The organism is Leifsonia sp. Soil_N53 (assembly GCF_057655165.1).
Window position 1 is genome coordinate 1 of record NZ_JBDGMM010000025.1, and the last position, 23,293, is coordinate 23,293.

The window sequence follows — 23,293 nt, forward strand, 5'->3', positions numbered from 1 at the left end:
GCCCGCGAGCGTGCCGCGCGCGAGGCGGACCGGGAGGAGCGCCGCTCCTAGCCCGGGGCACTCATCGCAGCGCCGTCGTCGCCCGGTCGCGGGTGGTGAGGTCGCGGTGCGTGGCGGCCGCGCGCCAGCCGTCGGCGGTCAGCAGCTCGCGGATCTGCGCGCCCTGCAGCTCGCCGTGCTCGAGCACGAGCGTGCCGCCCGGGCGCAGCAGCCGCCGGGCCACCCCGGAGATGACGCGCACGATGTCGAGTCCGTCGACGCCGCCGTAGAGCGCCACCGCGGGGTCGAAGAGCCGCACCTCCGGGTCGCGCGGGATGGCGTCGTCCGGCACGTACGGCGGGTTGGAGATCACGACATCCACCGTGCCGTCCAGCTCGGGGAGGGCGTCGGCGAGGTCGCCCAGCACGGCGTGGAGGTTCGGCGCGCCGACGGACTCGACGTTCCGGCGCGTCCAGGCGAACGCCTCCGGCGACTTCTCCACCGCGTAGACGCGGGCGTGCGGGACCTCCGTCGCCATCGCGAGGGCGATCGCGCCGCTTCCGGTCCCGAGGTCGACGCCGACCGGCTCGGCCGAGGGCACGGCCCGCAGCGCGTCGATCGCGAACTGGACCACCTGCTCGGTCTCCGGCCGCGGCACGAACACGCCGGGTCCGACCGCGAGCTCCAGCGAGCGGAACGGTGCGACGCCGGTGATGTGCTGCAACGGCTCGCGCGTCGCCCGGCGCGCGGCGAGCTCGCGGACGCGGCGGACGTCCTCCGGGGCGACCTCGGCCTCCATCACCACGAGCGCCTGCACCCGGCCGCGGCCGGCGCCGAGCACGAACCCGACCAGGAGCTCGGCATCCACCTCCGGGTCGGGCACCCCGGCGTTCGCGAGGGCGGCGACCGTCTCGTCACGGAGGGAGCGGACGGTGGAGGGCGCGGCGTCAGACATGGCCCGACGAGCTTACCGTCACAGGCCGTCACCGGGTCGCCGGGCGGAATAGAGTGAGACCCATGCCAGCACAGGTCTTCGAGAACATCACGGAAACAGTCGGTCGCACTCCCCTCGTCAAGCTGAACAGGCTCGCCGCCGGCACCGGCGCGACCGTGCTGGCGAAGCTGGAGTTCTTCAACCCCGCGGGCAGCGTCAAGGACCGGATCGGTGTCGCGATCATCGACGCCGCCGAGAAGTCCGGCGCGCTGCGGCCCGGCGGCACGATCGTGGAGGGCACCAGCGGCAACACCGGCATCGCCCTCGCGATGGTCGGCGCCGCCCGCGGGTACAAGGTCATCCTGACCATGCCCGAGACCATGTCCAAGGAGCGGCGGGTGCTGCTGCGCGCGTTCGGCGCCGAGATCGTCCTGACCCCAGGCCCGGACGGCATGCGCGGCGCCGTGGAGGCCGCCCAGAAGATCGTCGCCGAGAACGACAACGCCATCTGGGCGCAGCAGTTCGCCAACGAGGCCAACCCCGCCATCCACCGGGCTACCACCGCCGAGGAGATCTGGGCGGACACCGACGGCGGCATCGACATCTTCGTCTCCGGCATCGGCACCGGCGGCACGATCACCGGCGTCGGCCAGGTGCTGAAGGAGCGCAAGCCGAGCGTGCAGATCGTGGCCGTCGAGCCGGCGGACTCCCCCATCCTCAACGGGGGCAAGCCCGGCCCGCACAAGATCCAGGGCATGGGCGCGAACTTCGTCCCGGAGATCCTCGACACCAGCGTCTACGACGAGGTCATCGACGCGTCGTTCGAGGACTCCATCGACATCGCCAAGCGGCTGGCATCCGAGGAGGGCATCCTCGCCGGCATCTCCTCCGGCGCCATCGTCTGGGCCGCCCTCCAGCTTGCCGCCCGGCCGGAGAACGCCGGCAAGACCATCGTCGCCATCGTCGCCGACACCGGCGAGCGCTACATCTCGACGGCCCTCTGGGCCGACCTGCTGGACTGACGGAGTGACCCTGTTCCGAGTGCGCGAGGACATCCGCAACGCGCGCACGCACGATCCCGCCGCGCGCGGGAGCGCCGAGGTGGCGCTCGTCTACTCCGGCCTCCACGCCGTCTGGTCGTACCGCCTCGCCCACCGGCTCTGGCGCGCCGGCCTGCGCACGCCCGCACGGATGATCTCCCAGTTCACGCGCTTCCTCACCGGTATCGAGATCCACCCGGGCGCACGCATCGGCCGGCGCTTCTTCATCGACCACGGCATGGGCGTCGTCATCGGCGAGACCACCTGGATCGGCGACGACGTGATGCTCTACCACGGGGTGACCCTCGGCGGACGCGGCAGCGGCCACGGCAAGCGCCACCCGACCATCCACGACCACGTGACGGTCGGCGCCGGCGCGAAGGTCCTCGGCGCGATCGAGATCGGCACGCGCTCCGTCATCGGAGCGAACGCGGTCGTCGTCCACGACGCACCGCCGGACTCCGTGCTGACCGGCGTGCCCGCGCGGGCGCGCCCGCGCTCCGGCCACGAGCAGATCGCCGGCGACGACTGGCTGGACCCGGCGCTCTACATCTGACCCCAGCCATCTCTCCCGGACTTATGTACGCTGGCGTCGGCGTGTCGCGTACACGACTCAGGAATCGATGGTCAGTCGGAGCCGAGGTCGGCCAGTCGGGCCTCTTCGTCGGCGAGGATGTTCGACTCGATGACCGGGGCCAGGGCGCCGTTCATCACTGCGTCGAGGTTGTAGGCCTTGTAGCCGGTGCGGTGGTCGGCGATCCGGTTCTCCGGGAAGTTGTAGGTGCGGATGCGCTCGGAGCGGTCCATCGTGCGGATCTGGCCCTTGCGGAACTCGGCGGCCTCGGCGTCCGCCTCCTCCTGCTGCTTCGCGAGGAGCCGCGCCCGGAGCACGCGCATCGCGGCCTCGCGGTTCTGCAGCTGGCTCTTCTCGTTCTGCATCGACACCACGATCCCGGTCGGCACGTGGGTGATGCGCACCGCGGAGTCCGTCGTGTTGACCGACTGGCCGCCGGGGCCGGAGGACCGGAAGACGTCGATCTTGAGGTCGTTCTGGTTGATGTCGACCTCTTCCGGCTCGTCGACCTCCGGGAACACCAGCACACCGGCGGCGGAGGTGTGGATGCGGCCCTGCGACTCCGTCGCCGGGACGCGCTGCACGCGGTGCACGCCGCCCTCGTACTTCAGGTGCGCCCAGACGCCCTCGGCCGGATCGCTCGACGACCCCTTGAACGCGACCTGGACGTCCTTGATGCCGCCGAGGTCGCTGGAGGTCTGCTCGATGATCTCGGCCTTCCAGCGCTGCGCGTCCGCGTAGTGCAGGTACATGCGCAGGAGGTCGCCGGCGAACAGCGCGGACTCGGCCCCGCCCTCCCCCATCTTGATCTCCATGATGACGTCGCGGCTGTCGTTGGGGTCCCGCGGGATCAGCAGGCGGCGCAGCTTCTCGCTCGACTCCTGCAGGCTCTGCTCGAGTCCGGGGATCTCCTCGGCGAACGCCTCGTCCTCCGCGGCCAGCTCGCGCGCGGCCTCCAGGTCGTCGGACAGCTGCTTCCACTGGTTGTACGACGCTACAATGCGCGACAGCTCCGCATAGCGCCGGTTCACCTTCTTGGAGCGGACCGGGTCGCTGTGCAGCTCGGGGTCGGAGAGCTGCTGCTGGAGGTCGTCGTGCTCGGCGATGAGGCCGTTGACCGACTCGAACATGCGTGACTTCTTTCTGGATGCGCCGGCGGGAAACGAGAAAGTGCCCGTCCACCGCGCACTAAGGCGCAGCGGACGGGCACTTGCGTCAGCTAGCGGTGGTCGTTCTCGTGACCGTGCGAGTGCGCGGTGCCGTGGCCGTTGGTCGGCTGCGGCATCGACTTCTGCACCTGCATGAGGAACTCGACGTTGCTCGAGGTCTCCTTGAGGCGGCCGAGCACGATCTCCAGGGCCTGCTGCTGGTCGAGGCCGGCGAGGGCGCGACGCAGCTTCCAGGTGATCTTGACCTCGTCCTGGCCCATCAGCATCTCCTCGCGGCGGGTGCCGGAGGCGTTGACGTCGACGGCCGGGAAGATGCGCTTGTCGGCCAGCTGGCGCGACAGGCGGAGCTCCATGTTGCCGGTGCCCTTGAACTCCTCGAAGATCACCTCGTCCATCTTGGAGCCGGTCTCGACCAGCGCCGAGGCGAGGATGGTCAGCGAGCCGCCGTGCTCGATGTTGCGCGCGGCGCCGAAGAAGCGCTTCGGCGGGTAGAGCGCGGACGCGTCGACACCGCCCGACAGGATGCGGCCGGAGGCCGGCGCCGTCAGGTTGTACGCGCGGCCGAGGCGGGTGATCGAGTCGAGCAGCACGACCACGTCGTGGCCGAGCTCGACCAGGCGCTTGGCGCGCTCGATCGCGAGCTCCGCGACGGTGGTGTGGTCCTCCGCCGGACGGTCGAAGGTGGAGGCGATGACCTCGCCCTTCACCGTGCGCTGCATGTCGGTGACCTCTTCGGGACGCTCGTCCACCAGGACGACCATGAGGTGCACCTCGGGGTTGTTGGTGGTGATCGCGTTCGCGATCTGCTGCATCACGATGGTCTTGCCGGCCTTCGGGGGCGCGACGATGAGGCCGCGCTGGCCCTTGCCGATCGGGGCCACCAGGTCGATGATCCGCTGGGTGACCTTGCCGGGCTCGGTCTCGAGCCGCAGCCGCTCCTGCGGGTACAGCGGGGTGAGCTTGCCGAACTCGACGCGGGTCGCGGCCTCCTCGATGGTCTGGCCGTTGATCGAGTCGACCTTCACCAGCGCGTTGTACTTCTGGCGGCTGTTGTTGTCGCCGTCGCGCGGCTGGCGGATGGCGCCGACCACGGCGTCGCCCTTGCGCAGGCTGTACTTCTTCACCTGGCCGAGCGAGACGTAGACGTCGCTGGCGCCGGGGAGGTAGCCCGTGGTGCGGACGAACGCGTAATTGTCCAGCACGTCGAGGATGCCCGCGACGGGGATCAGCACGTCGTCGTCGGCGATCTCCGGCTCGAGGTCGTCGCCGGCCACGCCGCCGCGGCGCTTGCGGTTGCGGTCACGGTAGCGGCCGGCGCGGTCGCCCTCGGCCAGCTGCTGCTGCGGGCCGCGGTTCTGCTGGCCGCCCTGCTGGCCGCCGTCGCCCTGGAGGTCCTTCGGCTGCGCCTGCTGGCTCTGGCCCTGCTGGCCCTGGCCCTGCTGAGCCTGCTCGCCGGCCTGGCTCTTGTTGCGGTTGCGGTTGCGACGGTTCCGGCCGGACGGCTGCTGCTCGCCCTGCTCGGCGTCGCCCTGGGGCTGCTCGCCCTGGTCGCCACGGTTCTGGTCGCCACGGGCCTGGTCGCCACGGTTCTGGTCGCCACGGGGCTGGTCGCTCTGCGCCGCCTCGGCGGACTGCTCGTCCGCCTCCTGGACCGCGCCGTTCTGCTGGCCCTGACCGTTCTGGGCGCCGCGGCCGCGACGGCGGCGTCCGCCGCCCTGGCCGTCGCGCTGCGCCTGCTCGCGGGAGGCGAGCGCGGAGTCGAGCAGAGCGTCGACGTCCGGGATGAGCGACTCGACACCGGTCTCGCCGGTGTTGACGTGGGTGCCCGCCGCGACGCTGGACGCCGGGGCGATGCTGGTGCCGTCCGGGCTGGTCGCCCGGCGGGAGCCACGGCGACGCGGCTCGGCGGCGACCGGCGGCAGGAGGGCGTCGCCCGCGAAGGGCTCGTTGCCGGCCGGCTCGGCGATGAGCGGCTCGATGAGCACCTGCGAGGCGGCCGACGCGTGGTCGGCGGCCTGCTCGGTCTCGATGCTGACCGGCTCGGCCACGACCGGCTCGGCCGCGACGGGCTCGGCCGTCTCGACCGCTTCCGGCTCGACCGCTTCCGGCTCGGCGGGCGCCTCGGCCGTTCCGGCGGCCGCGGCGCGAGCCGCCGCGATCGCCTCGACCAGCTCGCCCTTGCGGAGCCGGGTCGCGCCCTGGAGGCCGAGCTCGGCGGCGAGAGCCTGCAGCTCCGCCACCTTGAGCGAGGTCAGGTCGCTGGTGTCCACGCCCCCGGCGTGGAGTTCGACATCAGTCACTGAAGAGGATTCCTTTCCCCCGGCGCGCACTCTGCGCGCCGCTGTGGAGCACTCGTCACGTGAGCCTGCCTTACCGTGCTGCGTTCGGATCCGCGCTACGGTGCGCTCTGGATACCCGGGTGCTCCGGATATCCGAAAAGCGCAGGCAGGAGTGACGGCATGATTGCTAAGAGATCACCCGGAAGCTGGATTCGCTCGTGACGCGGGTTCTTCACGGGTGCACTCCGTAGTTTACCACTTCGCAACGCGCGCTTCGGACGCTATGCCGCCGGTGTGTCCACGTCCTCGGCCGCCAGTGCGGCGACCGTCGCGCCCTTGAAATCGACCGCGAGCATCAGCGGCTGCCAGGCCGTCTGCGCCTCGCGTGCGACGAGGTCGGCGGCGGCGAGCCGCTGGCTCGGGTCGCTGCACAGCACCAGGATGGACGGTCCGGCTCCGGACACCACGGCCGCGAAGCCGTTGGAGCGCAGCAGCGTGATCAGCCGGTCGGTCTCCGGCATCGCCGAGGCGCGGTAGCTCTGGTGGAGCTTGTCCTCGGTCGCCGCGTGCAGCAGCTCGGGGCTCTGGATGAGCGCGGCGATCAGCAGGGCCGAGCGCGAGACGTTGAAGACGGCGTCCTCGTGGGGCACCGACTGCGGCTGCAGGCTGCGGGCGAGCGCGGTCGACATGACGTGCTCGGGCACGAGCACGAGCGGCGAGACGCCGCGGTGCACAATCAGTTTCTTGAACTGCGGGCCGTCCGGGGTGACCCAGGCGATCGTCAGCCCGCCGAAGAGCGCCGGCGCGACGTTGTCGGGGTGGCCCTCCATGTCGTTCGCGAGCGCGAGCAGGGCCTGGGCGTCGAACTCGGCCACACCCTCCAGCAGCCCCTTGGCCGCCATGATCCCCGAGACGATCGCCGCACCGGACGATCCCATGCCGCGGCCGTGCGGGATGTTGTTGCGCGCGACGAGGTCCAGCCCGGGCAGCGCGACGCCGACCGACTCGAACGTGTGGGCGATCGCCCGGACCACGAGGTTGCTCTCGTCGGTGGGGACCTCCCCCGCGCCGACGCCGACCACCTCGACGGTCGCGCCCGGCTCGTCGCGCACACTCACGCGCAGCTCGTCGTAGAGGGCGAGCGAGAGCCCGAGCGTGTCGAAGCCGGGACCCAGATTGGCACTGGTGGCCGGGACCTTCACCGCGACCGCGCGTCCGCGCAGGTCGACGGCGCGCAAGGTCATGCCGACGCCCCGGCGGCCGGCACGAGGCCGAGCACGTCGGCGATGGCGCTGGTGTCGACGGGGACGATCGTGGGCTTCACCTCGCCGCCGTCGGCGGTGCGGAGCGCCCACTGCGGGTCCTTGAGGCCGTGGCCGGTGACGGTGAGCACGACCGTGGCGCCGGCCGGGATGACGCCCGCTGCCGAGCGCTCCAGGAGGCCGGCGACGCTGATCGCGCTCGCGGGCTCCACGAAGATGCCGACCTCGGCGGAGAGGATGCGGTGCGCCTCCAGGATGCCGGCGTCGTCGATCGCGCCGAAGTAGCCGTCGCTGTCGTCGCGCGCGTTGAGCGCGAGCTCCCACGACGCCGGGTTGCCGATGCGGATCGCGGTGGCGATGGTGTCGGGCTCCTTGACGGCGTGGCCGAGCACGATCGGGGCGCTGCCCGCGGCCTGGAAGCCGAACATCCGCGGCAGCTTGGTGGCCTCGCCGCGCTGCAGCTCCTCGGTGTAGCCGCGGTGGTAGGCGGTGTAGTTGCCGGCGTTGCCGACCGGGACGATGTGGAAGTCGGGGGCGTCGCCGAGGACCTCGACGACCTCGAACGCGGCGGTCTTCTGGCCCTCGATGCGGTCGGGGTTGACCGAGTTGACCAGGTGCACCGGGTAGTTCGTCGCGAGGTCGCGCGCGATGTCGAGACAGTCGTCGAAGTTGCCCTGCACCTGGAGGAGCTGCGCGTTGTGCGCGATCGCCTGGCTGAGCTTGCCCATCGCGATCTTGCCCTCCGGCACCAGCACGACGGCCTGGATGCCGGCGTGGGTGGCGTAGGCCGCGGCCGACGCGGAGGTGTTGCCGGTGGAGGCGCAGATGACGGCCTTCGCGCCGTGCTCGACGGCCTTCGAGATGGCCATCGTCATGCCGCGGTCCTTGAACGACCCGGTCGGGTTCATGCCCTCGAACTTGACGTAGACGTCGGCGCCGGTGCGCGCGGAGAGCGCCGGGGCGGGGAGGAGCGGCGTGCCGCCCTCGCCGAGCGTCACGATCGGAGTCGCATCGGAGATGTTCAGGCGGTCCGCGTACTCGCGGAGCACGCCGCGCCACTGCCGGCTGTACGACTTCGGCCCATTCGACGACTGGGGCATTACGATCCTTCGACTCGGAGAACGGAAGAGACGGCGGTGACCACGTCGCTCGCGGCGAGCGCCTCCACGGTGGCCGCCAGCGCGGCCTCCTCGGCTTCGTGGGTGCCGATCACCAGGGTAGCGGTGGGGGCGGTCGCACCGTGAATCGGGGCCACGCTCTGCAACGAAGACGGCCCGGGTATTACGACGGCGCTCGTCGTGCTCGGCACGGACTGCTGCACCGTCTCCACGCTCACCCCGCCGTCGCTCAGGATGCGGGCGACCGTCGCGAGCACGCCGGGCTGGTCCGACACCGACAGGGTGATCTGGTAGCGCGTGACGACGCGGCCGACGTCGAGCACCGGGAGGCCGGCGTGCGTCGACTCCGCGACGCCCGGGCCGCCCACGACGTGCCGGCGTGCGGCGGACACGACGTCGCCGAGCACGGCGGAGGCCGTCTCCACGCCGCCGGCGCCCGCGCCGTAGAACATGAGGTCGCCCGCGGCCTCGGCCTGGACGAACACCGCGTTGTGGGCGCCGCGCACGGCGGCGAGCGGGTGCTCGCGGCTGATCAGCGCCGGGTAGACGCGGGCGGAGACGCCCTCCTCGCCGGTCTCCGGGTCGGTCAGCCGCTCGCAGATCGCCAGCAGCTTGATGACCCAGCCGCCGGCGCGCGCCGCCTCGACCTGCTCGCGCGTGATCGAGGTGATGCCCTCGCGGTAGACCTGCTCCAGCGGCACGGTGGTGTGGAAGGCGAGGCTCGCGAGGATCGCGGCCTTCTGCGCGGCGTCGTAGCCGCCGATGTCCGCGGTCGGGTCGGCCTCCGCGTAGCCGCGCTCGGTGGCGATGGCGAGCGCGTCGGCGAGGGTCTCCCCCGTCGCGTCCATGCGGTCGAGGATGAAGTTGGTCGTGCCGTTGACGATGCCGAGGATCCGGGAGACCGTGTCGCCGGCGAGGCTGTCGCGCAGCGGGCGGATGATCGGGATGGCGCCGGCCACGGCGGCCTCGTAGTAGAGCTGGGCGCCCACCTGCTCGGCCGCTTCGAACAGCTCGGGGCCGTGCGTGGCCAGCAGGGCCTTGTTCGCGGTGATCACGTCGGCCCCGGAGTTCAGCGCCTCCAGCACGTAGCCGCGGGCCGGCTCGACGCCGCCCATCAGCTCGACGACGATGTCGGCGCCGAGGATCAGCGAGGAGGCATCGGTGGTGAAGAGCTCCTTCGGGAGGTCGACGTCGCGCGGCGCGTCGACGTCGCGCACGGCGATGCCGACCAGCTCCAGCCGCGCGCCGACGCGCGAGGCGAACTCGTCGCCCTGCTCGAGCAGCAGCCGCGCCACCTGGGAGCCGACGGAGCCGGCGCCCAGCAGCGCGACCCGGAGGTTGCGGTATTCGATCATCGGCGGGTGCTCCCGTCTTCGTACGCGGCGTCGCGTGCCAGCAGATCGGCCTCGGTCTCGCCGCGCACGATGACGCGGGCCGCGCCGTCCTTCACGGCGACGACGGCCGGGCGGCCGAGGTAGTTGTAGTTGCTGGCCAGCGACCAGCAGTAGGCCCCCGTCGCGGGGACCGCGAGCAGGTCGCCCGGGGCGACGTCGCCCGGCAGGTACTCGGCCTCCACGACGATGTCGCCGCTCTCGCAGTGCTTGCCGGCGACGCGCACGAGCACGGGCGCCGCCGCGGACTCGCGGTCCGCGATCCTGGCCGAGTAGTCGGCGCCGTAGAGCGCGGTGCGGGCGTTGTCGCTCATCCCGCCGTCGACGCTCACGTAGCGGCGGACCGCGGTCTCGCCGTCGTCCTGCGCGGAGACGGTCACGTCCTTGGTCGTGCCGACCGTGTAGAGCGTGAGGCCGGCGGTGCCGATGATCGAGCGGCCGGGCTCGAATGCGACGGCCGGGATGGGGATGTCGAGGTCTTCGCAGGCCGCGGCCACGGTCTCCGCGATGCTGCGGGCGAGGGTCTCGATCCGCGCCGGGTCGTCCGCCGCGGTGTACGCGATGCCGAAGCCGCCGCCGAGGTTGAGCTCGGGGATGTCGCCGCCGGCGAGCAGGTCCTTGTGCACGGCGAGCAGGCGGGCGGCCGACTCCGCGAAGCCGTCCGCGCCGAAGATCTGCGAGCCGATGTGGCAGTGCAACCCGAGGAAGTGCAGCCCCGCGTGCGAGCGGATGCGGGCGACGGCGTCCGCCGCGTCGGCGAGGGCGATGCCGAACTTCTGGTCCTCGTGCGCGGTCGCCAGGAAGGCGTGGGTGTGCGCGTGCACGCCGCTGTTCACTCGGAGGCGCACCCGCTGGACCACGCCGTGCCGGTCCGCGGCCGCGGCGACGCGGTCGATCTCCTGCAGGCTGTCGATGATCAGCGCTCCGACGCCCGCCGACACCGCGCGGTCGATCTCGGCGAGCGACTTGTTGTTGCCGTGGAAGCCCAGCCGCTCTGCCGGGACGCCCGCGGCGAGGGCCACCGCGAGCTCGCCGCCGGAGCAGACGTCGATGTTGAGGCCGGCTTCCGTCATCCACCTGGCGACCTCGATGGAGAGGAACGCCTTGCCCGCGTAGTAGACGCGGGCGGCGGAGTCGACCTCGGCGAAGGCGCGCTGGAGGGCCGTGCGGACCTCGACCGCGCGCTCCCGCGCCTCGGCCTCGTCCACGACGTAGAGCGGGGTGCCGAAGCGCTCGGCGAGCTCGCGGACGGGGACGCCGCCGACGACGAGGGCGCCGTCTGCACGGTGGACGGTGCGCGACCAGAGGCCGGGGACCAGCGCGTTCGCATCGCCCGGCTCGGGCAGCCACGGGGGTGCGAGGGGATTCGATGCCATGGGGACAACCTCACGAGTACGGGAAATGACACGTCGACGAGTGGGGTTCTCTCTGGCGAGCGGACCCGGATTGGCCCCTGAAGCCGGTGGAGAAGCGGGAATAGTCTATCGAGAGCCCGCCGATCGCTTCGCCGTGTTACGAGCAGCTCCCCTTGCTGTGCAGGAACTTCTCATCCATCACGAAGTCCGACGCGGTCAACGTGACGGTGGCCCGCCCGGGCTTCACCTGGATGTCGCTGACCTGCACGCCGTCCGGCAGGTACTGCGCAGCGCACACCGGGAAGGGCCCGCTCGCGGTCAGCGCCTGGATCAGCTTCGTGATGTTCACGTCGCCCGATCCCGCGGACACGCTGGCCTTCCCGGGGGTGAGCAGCACGGTGTCCCCCGCCGCCTCGGCGGTGGCGCTCACCGTGTAGTCGACCGGGAGGCCGAGGAGGTCGATGCTCCCGTCGTACCCCAGCACACCGTCGCCGAGGGTGATGTCGCCCTTCGCGCCGGGGATGGTGACGAGCTTGTTGAGCGAGTCCTGCGAGATGCGCAGCGTCCCGGTCGCGGACTGGATGGGCTTGCTGAAGTCGGCCGGCACGCCCGTCGCGTGGATGGACGCGGCCAGCGGGGCGCCGTTGACCGTGGCGTGCGGCGCCTCCAGGTCGACGCTCTCGAAGCTGCCCTGGAGGAACTGCGCGATCACGGAGAACCCGCCGATGTGCACGGTGACGTCGCCCTTCACCGTGTCCGGGAGGTTCTTCTCGATCTCCGCCGCGGCGCGCTGCTCCGCGACCGCACGAGTCACCGCGTCGGCGACCACCAGCACGAGGACGACGACCGCGATGGGGATCACGACCCAGAGCAGGACCTTCAGCCAGCGCGGCCGCCCCGCGCGCGGCGGCACGGCGGAGGAGCCGGCCGGCGGTTGCTCGCCGCCCAGGACCTCGGTGGGCTGATCGCGCTGCTCGGTCATGACGTCACATCCGTTCCGGTGCGGACACCCCCACCAGCGCGAGGCCGTTGCGGACGACCTGGCCGGTCGCGTCGTTCAGCCAGAGGCGCGTGCGGTGGGCGTCGGTCACGGGCTCCTCGCCGTGCGGGAGCACGCGGGTGGAGCCGTCGCGCACGGCGTACCAGGCGTGGTACAGGCCCGCGAGCTCCTCGATGTAGCGCGCGACGCGGTGGGGCTCGCGCAGCTCGGCGGCCTGGGCCACCACGCGCGGGAACTCCTGCAGGCCGCCGAGGAGCGCGCTCTCGGTCTCGTGCGTGAGGAGCTCGGGCTTGAAGACGCTGCGGTCGACACCCGCCTTCACAGCGTTCGCCGCCACCGAGCGGGTGCGGGCGTGCGCGTACTGCACGTAGTAGACCGGGTTGTCGTTGCTGCGCTTGGTGAGCAGGTCGAGGTCGATGTCGAGCTGCGAGTCGGTGGACGAGCGCACCAGGGAGTAGCGCGCGGCGTCGACGCCGACCGCGTCGACCAGGTCGTCGAGGGTGACGATGGTGCCGGCGCGCTTCGACATCTTGACCGGCTCGCCGTCCTTGACCAGGTTGACCATCTGGCCGATGAGGATCTGGAGGTTGTTGTGCGGCTCGTCGCCGAACGCCTCCACCATCGCCATCAGGCGGCCGATGTAGCCGTGGTGGTCCGCGCCGAGCATGATGATGTTCTGCTCGAAGCCGCGCTCGCGCTTGTCCAGGTAGTAGCCGAGGTCGCCGGAGATGTAGGCCGGCTCGCCGTTGGACCGCACGATGACGCGGTCGCGGTCGTCGCCGAACGTGGTGGTGCGCAGCCAGATCGCGCCGTCGGCCTCGAAGATGTGGCCGAGGTCGTCCAGGCGCTGGATCGCGCGCTCGACGGCGCCGGACTCGTGCAGCGAGTCCTCGTGGAAGTACACGTCGAAGTCGACCCCGAACGCGTGCAGCCGATCCTTGATCTCCTGGAACATCTGCTGTGTGCCGATGCGGCGGAAGACCTCCTGCTGCTGCTCGCGGGGCAGGCCGGCGAGGTCGCCGGTGTCCGGGTCGGCGGCGGCGCGCTCGGCCACCTCTGCCGCGATCTCGCCGATGTAGGCGCCGCCGTAGCCGTCCTCCGGGGTCGGCTCGCCGAGGTAGGCGGCGAGCAGGCTGCGCGCGAAGCGGTCGATCTGCGAGCCGTGGTCGTTGAAGTAGTACTCCCGCGTGACGTCGGCGCCCTCGGCCTGCAGGATGCGGGCGAGGCTGTCGCCGACGGCAGCCCAGCGCGCGCCGCCGAGGTGGATGGGCCCGGTCGGGTTCGCGGACACGAACTCCAAATTGACCAGGAGGCCGTCGTAGAGGTCGCCCCGGCCGTACGCGTCGCCGGTCTCGACGATGGTCTGGGCGAGCTTGCCCGCGGCCGCGGCCTCCAGCCGGAAGTTGATGAAGCCGGGGCCGGCGACCTCGGCCGAGGAGACGCCCTCGATGCCGGCCGCGCCCTCGGCGATCTCACCGGCGAGCTCGCGCGGGTTGGCGCCGACCCGCTTGGCGAGCCGCATCGCGACGTTCGACGACCAGTCGCCGTGCTCGCGGTTCTTCGGGCGCTCCAGCGGGATGTCCTCCGCGGTGATCGTGATCTCCGGGATGCTCGCGTCGGCCTCGCGTCGGCGGCTCACCACGGTCGTCACGATGGCGAGCAGGGCGGCGGAGAGGTCAGCGGGAGTCATGAAGAAACAGTCTAATGGCGCTCCAAGGCTTCCCGTTCCGGCTCTTGATAGGGTGCGATGCGACACGCACCGGGACGACACGGAAGACGCACACCGCATGCAGCAGCACACAGCACGGACCCTCGCCGCCCTCGCGATCGCCGCCGCCGCCGTCACGCTCGTGGGCTGCACGCCAGCCGCGAAGCCGGGACCGGCCGCGTCGTCCACGGCGCAGGCGGGAGGCACGAAGGGCGACCCCGCCGCGACGGCCACCCCGACCCCGACCCCGACGGCGCCGCCGACGCCCGTCGCACTCACGTGCGACCAGGTGGTGACCGCCGACCAGCTGTACGCCTTCAACCCGAACTTCTCGACCGATCCCGGCTACGCCCCGGCCGCCGGGACGCTGGAGAAGCAGATCGCGGACTGGAAGGGCGTGACCTGCGCCTGGAAGAACCAGACCAGCGGCGATGTCATCCAGGTCGCCGTGGCGATCCCGCCCTCGGACAAGCTCGAAGGGCTGAAGAACACCGCGATCACGGTGGCCCAGCCGGTCCCCACCTATGGCACGCCGCCGCAGGTGGAGGGCTACTTCAAGCCGGGCACCGCCGGCCAGGTGCAGATCTTCCGCGGCACGTACTGGATCGTCGCCGAGTCGACCGCGTTCTTCGAGCCGGGCGACGCGGCGCCGCTGATGCAGAGCGTCCTGGGCAACATCCCCGCCGGCTGAGCGCGGCCCGGCCGGGCCGGTCTGGACGGGCCCGGCGCGAAAGGATGCTAGCCTGGACGGGCACTCCTGGCCCCCATAGCTCAGGGGATAGAGCGTCTGCCTCCGGAGCAGAAGGCCGTAGGTTCAAATCCTACTGGGGGCACTCCTATTGGGGGCACCGAAAGCACGACCGAAGCCCCCTCCCACGGAGGGGGCTTCCGTCGTCTCAGCTGCCGGCGACCGCGTCCCGGAGCGCGTACACCGCCTGGGGCAGCGGGGTGGCATACAGCACGGTCCCCGCGCATCCGCCGGTGACCTCCGAGCCCGCGCACCGGGACGTGACCGCCCAGACGGAGCCGGCGCCCGACGCGTTCACGTCCTTCAGCCACGGGCCGCCGCTCGCGCCGTCGTTGAAGTCGCAGCGAGCGACCGCGTCGTGCGCGTAGCTGTTGATGCGGGTCGTGGTGGCGTCGCAGCGCTGAGCGGTCTTCCCGGTGTACGGCGCCTGCATCGGGTAGCCCCAGATCTGCGCGTTCGCTACGGCGTGCGTCGATCCGGCCAGGACGGCGTTGCCGCCGACGCGATCCACGATCTGCGTGCCGTTGCTCGGCGCGAGCCGCACGAAGGCGTAGTCGTGATCCCACTTCTTGCTCTGCGCCCACTCGGCGGAGGCGCGGGCCGCCGTGCCCGACCAGTAGCCGAGCGCGGAGGGGCCGCCGTTCCAGCCCGGGGCGAACAGGAAGTTCTGGTGGTAGGCCTTGCCGGCCCCACCCGGGTGCACGCAGTGGCCGGCCGTGATGATCAGGTTCTTCGTCGCACTGTTGACGACCGAGGCCGTACAGGACGCGTCACCGGCAGGGGTGCGGAAGAACAGCCGGCCGACCGTGCTGTTGGCCGCCGCCGTGGACCCCCGCGTCGCGGGCCGCGCGGTGTCCGCGGCCGACTCCGCGCCCGGCGAGCGCCCCGGATCGGCCTGCAGCTCGGGCGTCGCCGCCCGCAGTCTCTCCGCCGTCCAGTGGCCGCTCGGATCGACGGTCGGCTCCGCCGCCGCTGCCGGCGTCAGGCCTCCCGCGGCCAGTGTGACCGCCACGGTGAGCATGCTCAGTACACGTGCGAGCGTTCGCATCCTGTTCCCCCTCCCCGCCCCCGCGTCCCTCGTCGGACGCCTCCTGCGGAGCGGTCGTTCCTTCGACGCTACGGCGGGGAGACCGGCCACCGCGTCGGCCTGGAGAGGGCCGGGGCTCAGCCGCTACTCGGCGTCGAGGTCGGTCTCCAGGAGCACGACGAGCTCGTCCAGTGCGACCTCCGCGCCAGGGGCGTCCGACTTCAGGGTCACGACGGTGCCCTTGCTCGCGGCGAGTCCCATCAGGGAGAGGATGCTGGCCGCGTTGAGGTCGGGGCCGTCACCGGCGGCGATCGTCACCGGGATGCCCTTCTCCTGGACGGCTTGCACGAACAGTTTCGCGGGGCGGGCGTGGAGGCCGGACGAGCTGGCCACGGTGGCGGTGCGCTGGGTCATGGGTGTCTTCCTTCGATGGTGGTGTGTGGTGCGCCGGTGCTGGGGTCGGCGGAGGTCAGGCCGCGACGGTCGCCGGCACGGGCTGCTCGGCCTCCCGCGCCGGGGTCACGACGCGGGGCGCCGCGAACCGCTTCAGGCCGACGACGAGCACGGCCGCGACGAGGGTCCCGGCCGCGAGCGCCAGCAGGAAGCCCCAGATCGGGTCGATCGCGAAGAACACGAAGATGCCGCCGTGCGGCGCGCGCGAGCCGACACCGAACGCCATGGCCAGCGCCCCGGCGACGGCGCCGCCTGCGAGGTTGGCCGGGATGACCCGCAGCGGGTCGGCGGCGGCGAACGGGATGGCGCCCTCGGAGATGAACGAGAGGCCGAGCAGCCAGGCGGCCGCCCCGTTCTCCCGCTCGACCTCGGTGAACCCGCGCCGGTAGAGCACGGTCGACGCGAGCGCCATCCCGAGCGGCGGGACCATGCCGGCGACCATGACCGCGGCCATGATGTGGAAGCTGGCGTCGGTCTGTGCGGCAAGCCCGGCGACCGCGAACGCATAGGCCACCTTGTTGACCGGGCCGCCCAGGTCGAAGCACATCATCAGGCCGAGGATGACCCCGAGGAAGATCGCTCCGGCGCCGGAGAGGCCGTTCAGGAAGCCCGTCAGCTGAGTCATCAGCCACGCGATCGGAGCGCCCAGGATGAGCAGCATCAAGCCGGAGGCGACGATCGAGGCGCCCAGCGGGATGATCACCACGGGCATCAGACCGCGCAGCCAGCGCGGCACCGCCGGGCGGCCGATCAGCCACGCGGCGTAGCCGGCGAGGAGGCCGCCGATGAGACCGCCGAGGAAGCCCGCGTTCATGAAGACCGCGATGGCGCCGGCGACGAAGCCGGGCGCGATCCCGGGCCGGTCGGCGATCGCGAAGGCGATGTAGCCGGCGAGGGCCGGGACCAGGAAGCCGAGGCTCACGCTGCCGATCTCGAACGCGATGGCCCCGAGGTAGTAGCCGAGGCCTTCCGGTGGGAGGTTCCAGATCGCGTAGTGCGTCAGCGTGTAGACGGCGTTGTTGACGCCGGAGTCCCCGTGCGCGAGCGCGATGCCGTACCCCCCGAGGAACGGCAGGAAGCTGATCGCGATGAGCAGACCGCCGCCGGCCACGAACGGGATCATGTAGCTGACGCCGGTCAGCAGGATGCGCTTGAGGTTGGCGCCCCAGGAGAGCGACGACGCAGGCGCTGCGGCGGCGGACGCGCCGGACGCCGGCACGCGCGCGCCGTTCGGATCGGCGGCGACGGCGACCGCCTCGGCGATGAGCTGGCGGGGCTGCTCGATGCCGCGCTTGACGGTGGAGCGGACGACCGGTTTGCCGGCGAACCGCGCCTCCTCGCGCACATCCACGTCGTTCGCGAAGATGACGGCGTCGGCGTCGTCGATGATGCTCTGCGGGAGCGCCTGGTAGCCGCTGGAGCCCTGCGGCTCGACGGCGAGGGCGACGCCGCTCGCGGTGCCGGCGGCGGTGAGCGCGTCGGCGGCCATGAACGTGTGGGCGATGCCGGTCGCGCAGGAGGTGACCGCGACGATGCGGGCGGGGCGGCCGTCGATCTGCAGGGCGGCGTCGGCGGCGGCCTGCTCGGACGTGGTGGCGGTGGGATCCGGGGCCGCGGGCGCCGCCGGGCCCTCGCCGATGGCCTCGTCCACCAGCCTCACGACGTCCTGCGGCGTCGTCGCGGACCGCAGCCCCGCGGTGAACTCCTCGGTCATCAGGCTGCGCGCGAGCTTGGACAGCACGGCGAGGTGGGCCTCCGCAGCGTCCGCCGGCGCGGCGATGAGGAACACGAGGTCGGCGGGGCCGTCCGGGGCGCCGAAGTCCACGCCGGGGTCCAGCCGGGCGAACGCGAGGGTCGGCACCGTCACGGACGGGCTCTTGGCGTGCGGGATCGCGATGCCGCCGGGGAGGCCGGTCTCGTCCTTCTGCTCGCGGGCCCAGGCGTCCGCGTACAGCGCGTCCGCGTCGGTCGCGCGTCCCTCCGCCACCACACGGGCGGCGAGCTCGCGGATGACGGCGCTCTTGTCGGTCGCGGCGATGTCGAGGCCGACGAGTTCGGGGGTGATTGTCTTCGGTGACACGGTTCCTCCAGATTGCGGGGATGAACTCCGTGGAGTTCGAGGGTTCAGGGATGGAGAGCGGCGACCTCGAGGTCGCCGGAGGGCAGGTCGGCCGGTCGGGGCGCCTGCGTGCCGGGCAGCGACGCGGCGGCCGAGCCGTAGCGGATCGCATGGACGAGCCGTTCGGCCGGGGCGGCGCCCGCGACGTCGGCCAGCAGGTAGCCGGCCAGCGCGCTGTCGCCGGCTCCGACGGTGCTCCGCACCCGGATGCGCGGGGCGCGGGCGACGAAGCCGCCGTCGGCGGTCACGAGGACCGAGCCCTGGGCGCCGAGCGTGACCAGTGCGGCCCCGACCTGCTCGGGGACGAGATCGCGGGCGACGGCGAGGACCGCCTCCGTGAGCTCGGCGGACTCGAACGAGGCTCCGGTCAGCTCGGCGAGCTCGTCCTCGTTGGGCTTGATGAGGTCGGGGTGGCCGTCGAAGACGGCGGCGCGCAGCGCCTCCCCCGAGGTGTCGACCGCGATCAGGGGCGCGGCTTCCGCCCAGCGCTCGCGGACCGCGCGGATGACCGTCACGTAGAAGTCGTCGCCCGCGCCGGGGGGCAGCGAGCCCGCGAGCACGAGCCAGCGCGCGCCTTCGCAGGCCGCCACGACGGCCGCCACGAGCGCCGCCGAGTCGGCCGCGTCGAGGGACGCGCCGGGGAGGTTGATCTTGGTGGTGACGCCGGCGGGGTCGGTGATGGTCAGGTTGGCCCTGGCGTGGCCGTGGATGGCGACCGGGCTGATCGGCACGGCGGCGGAGCGGAGCGCGACGCCGAACGGGTCGCCGTCGGCGAGCGGGAGCACGGCCACGGCCGGCAAGTCCGCCGCCGCGACCACCCGCGCCACGTTGATCCCCTTGCCGCCGGCATCCTCGCGGGATGAGGCGGCGGACTGGACCTCGCCGGGGCGCAGCGGCGCGCTCAGGGTGACGGCCCGGTCGAGGGACGGATTGGCGGTGAGGGTGACGATCATGCTTGCACGACCTCCACTCCGGACGAGGCGAGCGCGTCGGCGAGCTCGCCGTCCGGCGCGCGGTCGGTCACCAGGACGTCGACGGCGTCGAGCGGTGCGAACGAGACGAGCGACTCCTGCTGGAACTTCGTGGAGTCCGCGACGACCACCACGCGGCGCGCTGCCCGGACGATGGCCTCCTTCACGGCGGCCTCCTCGGGGTCGGGGGTGCTCAGGCCGAAGCCGGCCGAGACGCCGTTGACGCCGACGAACACGATGTCGGGCCGCAGCGACTGGATGGAGCGGACGGTCGCCGCGCCGACGGCCGCCGCGGTCACCCCGCGGATGCGGCCGCCGATGACCGTCAGCGCGACGCGGTCCGCGGCGGCGAGGGCAGGGGCGAGGGTGAGCGAGTGGGTGACGACCTCCGCGTCTCCCCCGGTCGCCGACAGGCGCGCGGGGAGCAGCTGGGCCACGGCGGCCGTGGTCGTTCCGGCGTCGAGGTAGAGCGAGCCGCGGAAGCCCTCGCCGAGGACGTCGAGTGCGCGGGCCGCGATGCGCTGCTTGGTGTCGGCGCGCAGTCCGGAGCGCTCGAAGACGGAGGCCTCCGCGGTGCTCACCCGCTCCAGGGCGACGGCGCCGCCGTGGACGCGGCGGAGGGTGCCGGCCTGTTCGAGGGAGTCCAGGTCGCGGCGCACCGTCTCGGTGGTGACGCCGAACCGCTCGGCGAGCTCGACGACGGCGACGCGGCCATCTTCGAGCAGCAGCCGTTCGATCAGCTCCTGACGCTCCATTGCATACACGCGGCGCCTCCTTTGGTTTCCCACACATTACAACATGAATCAACATCCGGCAAGACAATTGTTTGTTGTTGTATCTGCGTTTTGGTTCGGCGATGTGGGAATGTCGGCGCCACGTACAATCGTTCGCGGAATGGACTGCTCGTACTTCGACGCCGGCGTGTGCCGCTCGTGCACGCTGATGGGCGTCGCCTACGCCGAGCAGCTCGCCGGCAAGGACCGGCACTCGCGCGAGCTGCTCGCGCCCTACGGCGACCCGGTCTGGCTGCCCCCCGTGGCGAGCGCGGAGTCGGGCTACCGCAACAAGGCGAAGATGGTCGTCTCCGGCACCGTGGACGCGCCGACCATCGGCATCCTCGACGAGGCCGGGCGCGGGGTGGACCTGCGCGAGTGCGGGATCTGCGCGCCGGGCGTGCGCGCCGCGCTGCCGGTGCTGGCCGACTTCGTCACCCGCGCCGGGATCGAGCCGTACAGCGTGCCGGACCGCCGTGGCGAGCTCAAATACGTCCTGGTCACGCACTCCCCCGACGACGAGCTGCTGGTGCGGTTCGTGGTGCGGTCGGAGGAGGCCGTCGGCCGGATCCGCGCGCGGCTGCCCGAACTGCTCGCGGCCCTGCCGAACGCGCGGGTCGTGACGGTGAACCTGCAGCCGGAGCACAAGGCGGTCGTCGAGGGTGACCGCGAGATCGTGCTGACGCGGGAGTCGTCGCTCGTGATGCGCGTGGGCGGGATCCCGCTGCGGCTGCGGCCGCAGAGCTTCTTCCAGACCAACACCGCCGTCGCGGAGGCGCTGTACGCGCAGGTGGCCGCCTGGGTGGACGAGGTGTCGCCGGCGAGCGTCTGGGACCTCTACTGCGGTGTGGGCGGCTTCGCCCTGAACGTCGCCGCGCCCGGCCGCCGCGTGGTCGGCGTCGAGACCAGCACGGAGGCGGTGCGCAGCGCCCGCGCGACGGCCTCGGCCGCCGGGCTGCCGCTCGTCGCGTTCCGGGCCGGCGACGCCACGGGGTTCGCGCTGGCGGCGAAGACCGCGCCGGAGCTCGTCATCGTCAACCCGCCGCGCCGCGGCATCGGCGCCGAGCTCGCCGGCTGGCTCGAAGGCTCCGGCGTGCCGAACGTCGTGTACTCGAGCTGCAACCCGAAGAGCCTCGCGCACGATCTGGCGCGGATGCCGTCCTACCGGATCCGCACCGGGCGCGTGCTCGACATGTTCCCGCAGACCGGCCACCAGGAGGTCGCGGTGCTGCTCGACCGGGTCTGAGGGGCGGCCGGAGACGGCACGAGGCCCGCGTCGTGTCGACGCGGGCCTGGCTTCGAAGGGCGGGACTAGCTCGCCGCCGCCTCCCGGCGCGGGAGCTTCCAGTCCGGGCGGGCGAAGTGGCAGGTGTAGCCCCACGGGATGCGCTCCAGGTAGTCCTGGTGCTCGGGCTCGGCCTCCCAGAACGGTCCGGCAGGCTCCACCTCGGTGACGACCTTGCCCGGCCAGAGACCGGAGGCGTCCACGTCGGCGATGGTGTCCTCCGCGACCCGGCGCTGCTCGGCGTCCTCGTAGTAGATCGCCGAGCGGTAGCTGGCGCCGACGTCGTTGCCCTGACGGTTCTTCGTCGACGGGTCGTGGATCTGGAAGAAGAACTCGAGGAGGTCGCGGTAGCTGACCCGCTCCGGGTCGAACTCGATCTCGATCGCCTCGGCGTGGCTGCCGTGGTTGCGGTAGGTGGCGTTGGGCACGTCGCCGCCGGTGTATCCGACGCGGGTGCTCACGACGCCCGGGCGCTTGCGGATGAGATCCTGCATGCCCCAGAAACATCCTCCGGCCAGGATGGCCTTCTCGGTCGTCATCAGTGGTTCTCCTTGTTCTGGTCGTTCTCGAAAAGGTGTCGGTAGTCGCCGTAGCCCTGCGCGTCCAGCTCGGCGAGCGGGACGAAGCGGAGCGCGGCGGAGTTGATGCAGTAGCGCAGCCCGCCGGCCTCGGCGGGTCCGTCGTCGAACAGGTGCCCGAGGTGGCTGTCACCGTGGGCGGAGCGCACCTCGGTGCGGACCATCCCGTAGGTGCGGTCGGTCTTCTCGACGATGTTGGCCCGGTCCACCGGCACGGTGAAGCTCGGCCAGCCGGACCGGCTGTCGTACTTGTTCACGGACGCGAAGAGCGGCTCCCCCGACACGATGTCGACGTAGAGCCCCGCCTCGTGATTGTTCCAGAACTCGTTGCGGAAGGCCGGCTCGGTGGCCGCCTCCTGGGTGACCGCGTACTGCGCGGGGGTGAGCCGCGCGACGGCGTCCTGGCTCTTGCGGTAGTCCTGTGTCACGTTTCCTCCTGAGTGCGGCTGGCGCTGGCTGCGACGCCGTCAGTAAGGAGAACAGCGGAGGGCGCCGGGATGGTCCCGGGGTTGCTGTGAGTTCGCTGAGGGGCTACGCCCGCTGCACGATACGGTCGATCGCAGCCTCCACCCGGCGCCAATCCCCGACGACCTGCCGTGCGGACACCCGGAGCCGCCGGTGTCCGAGTTCGGCGAGCGTGGAGTCCCTCAGCCGGTCGCGCTCGAATGAGCCTGCGTCGCTGTGGAAGGCGTACCCGTCGATCTCCAGATACAGCTCGCCGTCGATCCGCATGTCCACCCGGCCTACCCCGCGCACGTGCACCTGCTGCTCGACCCTGTGTCCACGGCGCTCCAGTCGCTGCCGCACGAGCGACTCGACTCCGGAGTCCGACCCCGCCTGCGCGAGCGCCGCCCGCTCACGCGCGGCCCTCGGCGCCTCCTCCAGGATCCCCCGAAGACCGGACGGGCTGACCAACCCCGCAGTGAGCGCCGTGTCGAACGCCGCGACCGCCGTCTCCTCATCCGCACACCGCGCCACCGACCGCAAGCAGTCGGCGAGCGACACCCGCCAGAGCTCCGGATGCTCCTCGGCTTGCCGCCAATGGCATACGAGGCCCGGCGGCGCACGGCGCGACTGCGGCGACAGCATCACGTGCGTCCGCCGATCCGAGCCGGACCAGAGCCCGTAACTGGCGCAGGCCGAGACGCACGAAAGGCGCGCTCCTGCACGGACGGCCTGCAGTGCCACTCCATCCAGAAGCGGAGAGACGTAGACGCCCTTCCGCACGCGATCCACCACGCCGCCACGCACCGCGCGCTTCAGATCCTCGGGCGTCGCGCCCGCAATCCGGAGTTGACGGGTGGTGGCCGCGCCACCGAGTTCTCTGAGCCGATTCATCCAGGTCATGGATCGATCGTGGACGCGGGAAGCCGCCGAAGGGTCCCATTCCCCGAATCTGTGGACAACCCGGCGCCAGGGGCGGCTGGTGTGAACAGGAGACACGTTCTGAATCTCCTTCCGGTGGGGGTTTGGAAGGAAAACCAGGGTGTGTCGAACGGATTTCTCCTGTTTGCGGGGTGGGGGTGGGTG

The 23,293-nt window shown here is 71.9% G+C and carries 21 protein-coding genes and 1 tRNA gene; 5 read left to right on the top strand and 17 right to left on the bottom strand.

Annotated elements, in window-relative coordinates; genetic code table 11:
• Window positions 1-61: 61 nt before the first annotated feature.
• On the bottom strand, window positions 62-934 hold the full coding sequence (gene prmC, locus AC3A3H_RS01300; RefSeq protein ID WP_487612729.1) for a peptide chain release factor N(5)-glutamine methyltransferase: 873 nt from the start codon (window positions 932-934) through the stop codon (window positions 62-64).
• Between the two features lie 62 nt (window positions 935-996).
• Between prmC and cysK the strand changes: the two genes are divergently transcribed.
• Both cysK and epsC read left to right on the top strand, forming a co-directional pair.
• The gene (gene cysK, locus AC3A3H_RS01305; RefSeq protein WP_487612730.1) at window positions 997-1,935 is read left to right on the top strand and encodes a cysteine synthase A; all 939 of its coding nucleotides are present in this window, start codon (window positions 997-999) and stop codon (window positions 1,933-1,935) included.
• Between the two features lie 4 nt (window positions 1,936-1,939).
• On the top strand, window positions 1,940-2,509 hold the full coding sequence (gene epsC, locus AC3A3H_RS01310; RefSeq protein WP_487612731.1) for a serine O-acetyltransferase EpsC: 570 nt from the start codon (window positions 1,940-1,942) through the stop codon (window positions 2,507-2,509).
• Between the two features lie 71 nt (window positions 2,510-2,580).
• Here epsC and prfA read toward each other — a convergent pair whose 3' ends face one another.
• The 8 genes from prfA to argS all read right to left on the bottom strand — a co-directional run bounded on the left by prfA (window position 2,581) and on the right by argS (window position 13,791).
• Entirely contained in the window at window positions 2,581-3,657 is a 1,077-nt protein-coding gene (prfA, locus tag AC3A3H_RS01315) for a peptide chain release factor 1 (protein ID WP_487612732.1), read from the bottom strand.
• Between the two features lie 89 nt (window positions 3,658-3,746).
• Entirely contained in the window at window positions 3,747-5,996 is a 2,250-nt protein-coding gene (gene rho / locus AC3A3H_RS01320) for a transcription termination factor Rho (RefSeq protein WP_487612733.1), read from the bottom strand.
• A gap of 260 nt (window positions 5,997-6,256) precedes the next feature.
• Window positions 6,257-7,219: a homoserine kinase gene (gene thrB, locus AC3A3H_RS01325; RefSeq protein ID WP_487612734.1), complete on the bottom strand. Its 963-nt coding sequence runs from the start codon at window positions 7,217-7,219 to the stop codon at window positions 6,257-6,259.
• On the bottom strand, window positions 7,216-8,337 hold the full coding sequence (gene thrC / locus AC3A3H_RS01330) for a threonine synthase (protein WP_487612735.1): 1,122 nt from the start codon (window positions 8,335-8,337) through the stop codon (window positions 7,216-7,218). Before thrC ends, thrB begins: the two co-directional genes overlap by 4 nt.
• Window positions 8,337-9,710, bottom strand: a complete 1,374-nt coding sequence (locus AC3A3H_RS01335) for a homoserine dehydrogenase (protein WP_487612736.1) — start codon at window positions 9,708-9,710, stop codon at window positions 8,337-8,339. The genes thrC and AC3A3H_RS01335 overlap by 1 nt, the downstream gene beginning before the upstream one ends.
• Window positions 9,707-11,122 (bottom strand): diaminopimelate decarboxylase, encoded by a 1,416-nt coding sequence (lysA, locus tag AC3A3H_RS01340; protein WP_487612737.1) that lies wholly within the window; start codon window positions 11,120-11,122, stop codon window positions 9,707-9,709. The genes AC3A3H_RS01335 and lysA overlap by 4 nt, the downstream gene beginning before the upstream one ends.
• Window positions 11,123-11,258: 136 nt before the next feature.
• Window positions 11,259-12,083, bottom strand: coding sequence for an LmeA family phospholipid-binding protein (locus AC3A3H_RS01345; protein ID WP_487612738.1), 825 nt, complete (start codon window positions 12,081-12,083; stop codon window positions 11,259-11,261).
• Window positions 12,084-12,087: 4 nt separating this feature from the next.
• On the bottom strand, window positions 12,088-13,791 hold the full coding sequence (argS, locus tag AC3A3H_RS01350) for an arginine--tRNA ligase (RefSeq protein ID WP_487612739.1): 1,704 nt from the start codon (window positions 13,789-13,791) through the stop codon (window positions 12,088-12,090).
• Between the two features lie 97 nt (window positions 13,792-13,888).
• Between argS and AC3A3H_RS01355 the strand changes: the two genes are divergently transcribed.
• Together AC3A3H_RS01355 and AC3A3H_RS01360 are read left to right on the top strand one after the other, a co-directional pair.
• Window positions 13,889-14,500, top strand: a complete 612-nt coding sequence (locus AC3A3H_RS01355; protein ID WP_487612740.1) for an iron ABC transporter ATP-binding protein — start codon at window positions 13,889-13,891, stop codon at window positions 14,498-14,500.
• A gap of 69 nt (window positions 14,501-14,569) precedes the next feature.
• Window positions 14,570-14,642: transfer RNA gene (locus AC3A3H_RS01360), tRNA-Arg, on the top strand.
• 63 nt (window positions 14,643-14,705) lie between these two features.
• Here AC3A3H_RS01360 and AC3A3H_RS01365 read toward each other — a convergent pair.
• From AC3A3H_RS01365 to AC3A3H_RS01385, 5 genes are all read right to left on the bottom strand, one after another.
• Entirely contained in the window at window positions 14,706-15,569 is an 864-nt protein-coding gene (locus tag AC3A3H_RS01365; RefSeq protein ID WP_487612741.1) for a trypsin-like serine peptidase, read from the bottom strand.
• 159 nt (window positions 15,570-15,728) lie between these two features.
• The gene (locus AC3A3H_RS01370) at window positions 15,729-15,998 is read right to left on the bottom strand and encodes an HPr family phosphocarrier protein (RefSeq protein ID WP_487612742.1); all 270 of its coding nucleotides are present in this window, start codon (window positions 15,996-15,998) and stop codon (window positions 15,729-15,731) included.
• Between the two features lie 55 nt (window positions 15,999-16,053).
• Window positions 16,054-18,117, bottom strand: coding sequence for a PTS fructose transporter subunit IIABC (locus AC3A3H_RS01375; protein ID WP_487612743.1), 2,064 nt, complete (start codon window positions 18,115-18,117; stop codon window positions 16,054-16,056).
• A gap of 44 nt (window positions 18,118-18,161) precedes the next feature.
• Complete coding sequence (locus AC3A3H_RS01380) at window positions 18,162-19,109, bottom strand: 1-phosphofructokinase (protein ID WP_487612744.1); 948 nt, start codon at window positions 19,107-19,109, stop codon at window positions 18,162-18,164.
• Entirely contained in the window at window positions 19,106-19,891 is a 786-nt protein-coding gene (locus AC3A3H_RS01385; protein ID WP_487612745.1) for a DeoR/GlpR family DNA-binding transcription regulator, read from the bottom strand. Before AC3A3H_RS01385 ends, AC3A3H_RS01380 begins: the two co-directional genes overlap by 4 nt.
• Window positions 19,892-20,021: 130 nt before the next feature.
• Here AC3A3H_RS01385 and rlmC point away from each other — a divergent pair, with 130 nt between their 5' ends.
• A complete protein-coding gene (gene rlmC / locus AC3A3H_RS01390) occupies window positions 20,022-21,146 on the top strand; it encodes a 23S rRNA (uracil(747)-C(5))-methyltransferase RlmC (RefSeq protein ID WP_487612746.1) in 1,125 nt (374 codons plus the stop codon).
• 65 nt (window positions 21,147-21,211) lie between these two features.
• On the opposite strand, the gene msrA is transcribed toward rlmC, so the two are convergent.
• From msrA to AC3A3H_RS01405, 3 genes are all read right to left on the bottom strand, one after another.
• Window positions 21,212-21,724: a peptide-methionine (S)-S-oxide reductase MsrA gene (gene msrA / locus AC3A3H_RS01395; protein WP_487612747.1), complete on the bottom strand. Its 513-nt coding sequence runs from the start codon at window positions 21,722-21,724 to the stop codon at window positions 21,212-21,214.
• The gene (gene msrB, locus AC3A3H_RS01400; RefSeq protein WP_487612748.1) at window positions 21,724-22,191 is read right to left on the bottom strand and encodes a peptide-methionine (R)-S-oxide reductase MsrB; all 468 of its coding nucleotides are present in this window, start codon (window positions 22,189-22,191) and stop codon (window positions 21,724-21,726) included. Before msrB ends, msrA begins: the two co-directional genes overlap by 1 nt.
• Before the next feature lie 103 nt (window positions 22,192-22,294).
• The coding region (locus tag AC3A3H_RS01405) for a type IV toxin-antitoxin system AbiEi family antitoxin domain-containing protein (protein WP_487612749.1) at window positions 22,295-23,293 on the bottom strand (999 nt) is incomplete at its 5' end.